Source organism: Mycobacteriales bacterium, from assembly GCA_035550055.1.
GTDB lineage: Bacteria > Actinomycetota > Actinomycetes > JAFAQI01 > JAFAQI01 > DASZTV01.
Genome location: DASZRO010000026.1, coordinates 26,821 through 33,168, shown reverse-complemented (window position 1 = coordinate 33,168; position 6,348 = coordinate 26,821). Strand labels below are relative to the sequence as shown.

Below are 6,348 nucleotides of genomic sequence, written 5' to 3'. Positions count from 1 at the left end.
GTCGCGGCCGACCATCTGCCAGCCGCCGCCGTGGATCACCATCACCCAGCCGAAGGGAGACTTTCCCTTTCGCGGGCCGAGCGGCCCGGACATGACGTTGTGGGAAGAGACCACGCCGTGGCTCAGAAACGGAATCTGGGTCGGCCCGGACGCGGAGGCTGCCGCCGGCACCGTGGAAGCGGACGCGGCGATGACGCCGGCCAGCACGATCGCGCCAAGCGCGGTGAAGCGGCTACGTACTCTCACCCCTTCAAGATCGGCAGCGCGGCACCTCGACAGTCACAACAGCAGACCAACTCTTCGCGCCGAGACCTACGTTTTGGGTCTTTCGACCCCCTTTGAGAGACCAAGAAGGTTGGGCTCGGCGGGGGTCGGTAGCCTCCCTGCCGTGGCTGATGCGGAAGCGTTGTTGGAGCTGATCAAGGCCGATGCGGTCGTGCACGGCAAGGTGACGCTGTCATCCGGCCGTGAGGCCGACTACTACGTCGACTTGCGACGGGTGACGTTGTCCGGCGAGGCCGCCCCGCTGGTCGGGCGAGTGATGCGCACCTTGACCGCCGACCTCGACTACGACGCCGTGGGCGGGCTGACCCTCGGCGCTGATCCGGTTGCGACCGCGATGCTGCACGCTGCTGCGGCGGATGGGGACAAGCTCGACGCCTTCGTCGTGCGCAAGGAGGGCAAGGCGCACGGGCTGCAGCGACGGATCGAAGGCCCGGACGTCGCCGGCCGCCGGGTGCTTGCGGTGGAGGACACCTCGACCACCGGCGGGTCGGTGCTGACCGCGGTCGAGGCGCTGCGGGAGGCCGGCGCCGAAGTCGTCGGCGTGGCGGTCATCGTCGAGCGCGGTGCCGCGGACGCGGTCGCAGCGGCCGGTCTCGACTACCGCGCGGCGTACTCTCTCGCAGACCTCGGCCTCGACTAGCGGGCAGCGGGCGAATGTGCATTGCTGGGGCAGTAGCTATGTGCCATTCGCTCTGCGGGCGCGCAACATGTGGATGCTGGCCGGGATGACGGACAGTACGACGGCCGCGACCGCGATGATCTCGACGTACTTGCGGATGAACGACACGTGCCCGAGGAAGTGGCCGAGTACGACGATGGGCACCGTCCAGATCAGCCCGCCCACGACGTTCGCGACCAGATAGCGGCTCCGGCCGACGCCGGCGACGCCGACGATCGGCGAGGTGAAGGTGCGTACGACGGGGACGAACCGCGAAAGCGTCACCGCCTTGCCCGCCCCGAACCGGTCGAGGAAGCGCTCGGCCCGTTCGGCGAACTCCCGCTTGTAGAACCGCGACCGGCGCTCGTTGAGCGAGGCCCCCGCCCGCCGTCCGACCTCGTAGCCCAGCTGGCCGCCCACGATCGCCCCGCCAGCGGCAGCGACCAGCAGCCATCCCAACGGCATGTGGACATGCAGGTTGTTGTGACGGTCGGTCGCGTACCCGGCCAGGAACAGCAGCGAGTCACCCGGCAGGAAGAAGCCGACCAGCAAGCCGGTCTGGGCGAAGATGATGACAAGTACGCCGAGGACCCCGAACGTCGACAGCAGATGGCTGGCCGAGATCGAGGACAGGAGCGCGTACTGGTGCTGCACCGCCGAAGGCTATCGGTGCACACTTGCGGGCAGAATCAGCCTCGAGTCGGATCTCGAGCCAGCACTTCGATCGAGGAGCCAGAGCCATGCCGGTTGCCAGTCCTGAGGTCTACGCCGAGATGTTCGACCGGGCGAAGGCTGGCGGCTTCGCCTATCCCGCGATCAACGTGACTTCGTCGAGTACGGCGATCGCCGCGTTGCGCGGGTTCGCGGAGGCCGAGAGCGACGGCATCCTGCAGGTGTCGTGGGGCGGTGCGGAGTTCGCCTCCGGCCAGACGGTGAAGGACATGGTGACCGGGGCGGTCGCCCTGGCGGCCTTCATCCGGGAGGCGGCCAAGAACTACCCGGTCAACGTCGGCCTGCACACCGACCACTGCCCGCCGGAGAAGCTCGCCGGCTACATGCGCCCGCTGCTCGAGCTCTCGATCGAACGGGTCAAGGCCGGGCAGGAGCCGATCTTCAACTCCCACATGTGGGATGGGTCGGGCATCGACCTCGAGGACAACCTCAAGACCGCCGACGAGCTGTTCGCCATGTCGATCGAGGCGCACACGATCCTGGAGCTCGAGATCGGCGTGGTGGGCGGCGAGGAGGACGGCATCTCCAACGAGATGAACGAGAAGCTCTACACCTCGCCGAAGGACATGCTGCGGGTCACCGAGGTGCTGGGCGCCCCCGGTGAGCGCGGCCGGTATCTGCTCGCGGCGGTGTTCGGCAACGTGCACGGCGTCTACAAGCCGGGCTCGGTCAAGCTGCGGCCGCAGATCCTCAAGGAGGGTCAGGACTTCGTCGGCAACGAGCTCGGCGTCGACCGGCCGTTCGACCTGGTCTTCCACGGCGGATCCGGCTCGGAGCTCGCGGAGATCCACGAGACGCTCAGCTATGGCGTCGTGAAGATGAACATCGACACCGACACCCAGTACGCCTACTCCCGACCGGTGGCCGACCACATGTTCACCAACTACTCGGGCGTGCTGAAGGTCGACGGCGAGGTCGGCAACAAGAAGGTGTACGACCCGCGGTCGTGGAGCAAGGCGGCCGAGACCGGCATGGCCGCCCGCGTCGTACAAGGCTGCGAGGACCTCAAGAGCACTGGCACGAAACTGACATAACCCGCCGAACCGGCTCTCCCACCCGTATCGTGAGAGCACTTCAGTCTCATCAGGTGGGGGAGTCCGGACATGTCCCGCGGGCTGCGCGGCGCAGCCGCCGCCGGGTGCACGGCGTTGCTGTGCGCGTCGGCGGTGATCGGCGCGCCCTCGGCGTTCGCTGACGCCACTCCCACGCCGACGCCGACCTCGACGTCCACTCCGGCCCCTGCTCCGATCGCTACGCCGCCGACCGGCTCGCCGTCGAGCGACCCGTCCGGCTCGCAGGCCTTCTCGATGGCCCCCGCCTACGCGCAGGTCGGCCAGACCGTCGTCTTGACCGCGGCCGACGGCGCGACGTTCCCCACCGACGGTACGGCGGCCGTCAGGTTCAACGACGTCGAGGCCAGCGCCGTCGCAGCGGTGAGCGCGACCCAGCTCGACGTGGTCGTACCGAGCGGGGCCACCTCGGGCCCGGTCGAGGTCGTGGCGGACGCGACGACCTATCCCGGCCCGACGTTCACGCTTCAGCAGCCGACGTCGTGGTTCGCCTCGCTGAGTCCGTCGTCACTGATCTTCGGGCACATGACGACCATCGGGGCGCAGCTGACGACGTCAGGAATCGTCAACGGGCCGGTGGCCGGAGTGCTCGCCGTGCTGCAGTACCGGTCCTCGCCGAGCGCCAGCTGGCACAACGCGCGCGGCGCCTCGCCCGAGACCACGACGGCGGACGGCCGGGTGAGCTGGCGGCTGCGACCGGCGGCCAACGGGGAGTACCGCGTCGAGTTCGACCAGACGGCGCAGTTCGGGTCCTCGGCGAGCACCCCGCTGCCGCTGGCGGTCCGGCCGCAGATCAAGGTCACTCCGCTTCGGTCCGCGCCGGCGATGGTCCCGACCCACATCACCGGGTCGATCAAGCCGCGGCTCACCGGTCCGATCTATCTCGAACGGCGCCACGGCAGGAAGTGGCACCGCATCAAGCGCACTCAGATCGAGGGCGGGCACTTCAGCTTCACGATCACGCCGTCGGGCTACGCGCCGCTGCACGAACGCGTCGTCCGTCCCGGCGACCTGACGCACACCACGGCGACCAGCCGGGTGCTCAACATCCAGGTGCTGCACCGCGATCTCGGCTACGGCTCGGAAGGCCCCGACGTCCTCGCGTTGCAGAAGCGACTTCGCGCGCTCCACTACGACGTCGGCGCGAAGTCGTCGTACTACGGCTGGGACCTGCTTCACGCCGTGACCGCCTTCCAGAAGGTGCAAGGCCTCGACCGCACCGGCGTCGCGACAGCGAGCACGTGGTCGCACCTCGCCCACCCGAAGGCGCCCCACCTCGTCCACCCGCACGTCACGGGTACGTCGGTCGAGGTCAACCTGACCAGTCAGATCCTGATGATCGCCAAGAACGGCAAGATCTGGCGCATCCTCGACACCTCGACCGCCGGCGGCTACACCTACACCGACTCGGCCGGCTACGCCGCGACCGCGATCACCCCGACCGGCTACTTCCACATCCAGTACAAGATCGACAAGCTGGTCACCGACAAGCTGGGCACGCTGTTCCGCCCGTCGTACTTCGACAGCGACGGCGACGCGATCCACGGTGAAGGCGACACCAACAGCGGGTCGAACGTCCCGCCGTATCCGGCCAGCCACGGTTGCGTGCGGATCACCGACAGCGCGGTCGACCGGTACTACGACGTCTTTGCGGTGGGCGTTCCGGTGTGGATCTACTACGCGAACTCACACGCCAAGTGATCCACTGACCGGGTGACCCACTCTCATCAAGACCTGCTCGGTGGTCCGCCGCCGACCTTCCTGACCGACACCCCTGCCGCGCGCGAGGCGCTCGACCGCGGCGACGACCCGGCGCAGGTTGCCGCGGCGTTCCCGGCGTACCCCGGGGCGTGGGCCGCGCTCGCCGACCGGGCGTTCACTGCGGGGTCGATCATCGAGTCCTACGCGTACGCGCGGACCGGCTATCACCGCAGCCTCGACGCGCTTCGTCGCGCAGGTTGGAAGGGGCACGGTCCGGTGCCGTGGTCGCACGAGCCCAACCGCGGTTTCCTGCGCTGCCTGCACGCTCTCGCGCGAGCGGCGAAGGCGATCGGGGAAACCGATGAGGCAAGGCGTTGCGCCCAGTTCCTGACCGACAGCGACCCGGCCGCCGCGGAAGCGCTCGCCTCCTGACCCCGTGTCCTGGGCTGCGGCTGTCATAGCGACCGCAGCCACGGACAACCGGCCTGCGCGACCGCCCAAATCCTTGTAGCCTTTTTCCGCAAGAGGCTCCGGTCGCTTGCGGCCCGGGGCCTTTCGTGCGGTCTGCGGGATGCGAAGCCTGCGGGTCGTGCACTGAAGGGAATGCGGGATGCCGGCGATTGCGCTGCTCGGTGCCCAGTGGGGCGACGAGGGCAAGGGCAAGGCCACGGATCTGCTCGGTGAGCACGCCGACTTCGTCGTGAAGTTCAACGGCGGCAACAACGCCGGCCACACCATCGTCGTCGACGGCGAGACCTACGCGCTGCACCTGCTCCCCTCCGGGGTGATCACGCCAGGAGTGACTCCGGTGATCGGCAACGGCGTCGTGGTCGACCTCGGCGTGCTGTTCAGCGAGATCGACGCCATCGAGCCGCGCGGGATCGACTGCTCGAAGCTGGTGGTGTCAGCCAACGCGCACGTCATCACGCCGTACCACGTGCTGATGGACAAGGTGAGCGAACGCTTCCTCGGCAACGCCAAGATCGGCACCACCGGGCGGGGCATCGGTCCGGCGTACGCCGACAAGATGTCGCGGCTCGGAGTGCGCGTGCAGGACCTGCTCGACGAGAAGATCCTGCGACAGAAAGTCGAGGGCGCACTCGACGGGAAGAACCAGGTCCTCGTCAAGATCTTCAACCGCAAGGCGGTCGCGGTCGACGCGATCGTTGACGAGCTGCTCGGGTACGTCGAGCGGCTGCGCCCGATGATCGCCGACACCTCGTTGCTGCTCAGCCGGGCGCTCGACGACGGGAAGCTCGTCCTGCTCGAGGCCGGACAGGCGACCATGCTCGACGTCGACCATGGCACGTACCCGTTCGTGACGTCGTCGAGTGCAACCGCCGGCGGCGCGTGCACCGGCTCGGGCATCCCGCCGACCCGCATCGACCGCGTGGTCGCGGTGGTGAAGGCGTACTCCACCCGGGTCGGGTCCGGTCCGATGCCGACCGAGCTGCTCGACGAGCAGGGCGAGCGGCTGCGGACAGTGGGCGGCGAGTACGGCGTCACGACCGGCCGGCCACGTCGGTGCGGCTGGTACGACGCGGTCGTCGCGCGCTACGCAGCGCGCGTCAACGGGGTCACCGACTTCGTGTTGACGAAGCTCGACGTGCTGACCGGACTGGAGCAGATCCCGGTCTGCACCGGCTACCGCGTGGACGGCACGGTCCTCGACGAGATGCCGATGACGCAGACCGAGTTTCATCACGCCGAGCCGGTCTACGAGCTCTTCCCGGGGTGGGACGAGGACATCACCGGCGCCCGTTCGCTCGACGACCTGCCGAAGGCGGCCCGCTCCTACGTCGATGCGCTCGAGACGATGTCGGGCGCGCCGATGTCGGTGGTCGGCGTCGGCCCCGGCCGTGAGCAGACCATCGTCGTACGTCCGTTGGTGTAGGGGTCCGG

General features: G+C 68.6%; 7 protein-coding genes. 5 read left to right on the top strand and 2 right to left on the bottom strand.

Translation table 11 applies throughout. The features are described from left to right. Positions 1-246, bottom strand: a 246-nt coding sequence (locus VG899_04290) for a hypothetical protein (protein ID HWA65573.1), incomplete at its 3' end; no start/stop codon positions are given. A gap of 142 nt (positions 247-388) precedes the next feature. On the opposite strand from VG899_04290, the gene pyrE reads away from it, so the two are divergent. Next, the gene (pyrE, locus tag VG899_04285; protein ID HWA65572.1) at positions 389-925 is read left to right on the top strand and encodes an orotate phosphoribosyltransferase; all 537 of its coding nucleotides are present in this window, start codon (positions 389-391) and stop codon (positions 923-925) included. A 36-nt stretch (positions 926-961) separates the two neighbouring features. Here pyrE and VG899_04280 read toward each other — a convergent pair whose 3' ends face one another. Then, positions 962-1,597, bottom strand: a complete 636-nt coding sequence (locus VG899_04280; protein ID HWA65571.1) for a VTT domain-containing protein — start codon at positions 1,595-1,597, stop codon at positions 962-964. Positions 1,598-1,683: 86 nt separating this feature from the next. On the opposite strand from VG899_04280, the gene fbaA reads away from it, so the two are divergent. The 4 genes from fbaA (at position 1,684) to VG899_04260 (ending at position 6,340) form a co-directional block, all read left to right on the top strand. After that, positions 1,684-2,709 carry a class II fructose-bisphosphate aldolase gene (fbaA, locus tag VG899_04275; GenBank protein HWA65570.1) on the top strand — a complete coding sequence of 342 codons (1,026 nt, stop codon included), beginning with the start codon at positions 1,684-1,686 and terminating at the stop codon, positions 2,707-2,709. A gap of 69 nt (positions 2,710-2,778) precedes the next feature. Further along, on the top strand, positions 2,779-4,446 hold the full coding sequence (locus tag VG899_04270; protein HWA65569.1) for a L,D-transpeptidase family protein: 1,668 nt from the start codon (positions 2,779-2,781) through the stop codon (positions 4,444-4,446). A gap of 12 nt (positions 4,447-4,458) precedes the next feature. After that, positions 4,459-4,878: a DUF3151 domain-containing protein gene (locus VG899_04265; protein ID HWA65568.1), complete on the top strand. Its 420-nt coding sequence runs from the start codon at positions 4,459-4,461 to the stop codon at positions 4,876-4,878. A 178-nt stretch (positions 4,879-5,056) separates the two neighbouring features. Beyond that, positions 5,057-6,340, top strand: a complete 1,284-nt coding sequence (locus VG899_04260; GenBank protein HWA65567.1) for an adenylosuccinate synthase — start codon at positions 5,057-5,059, stop codon at positions 6,338-6,340. Positions 6,341-6,348 lie beyond the last annotated feature (8 nt).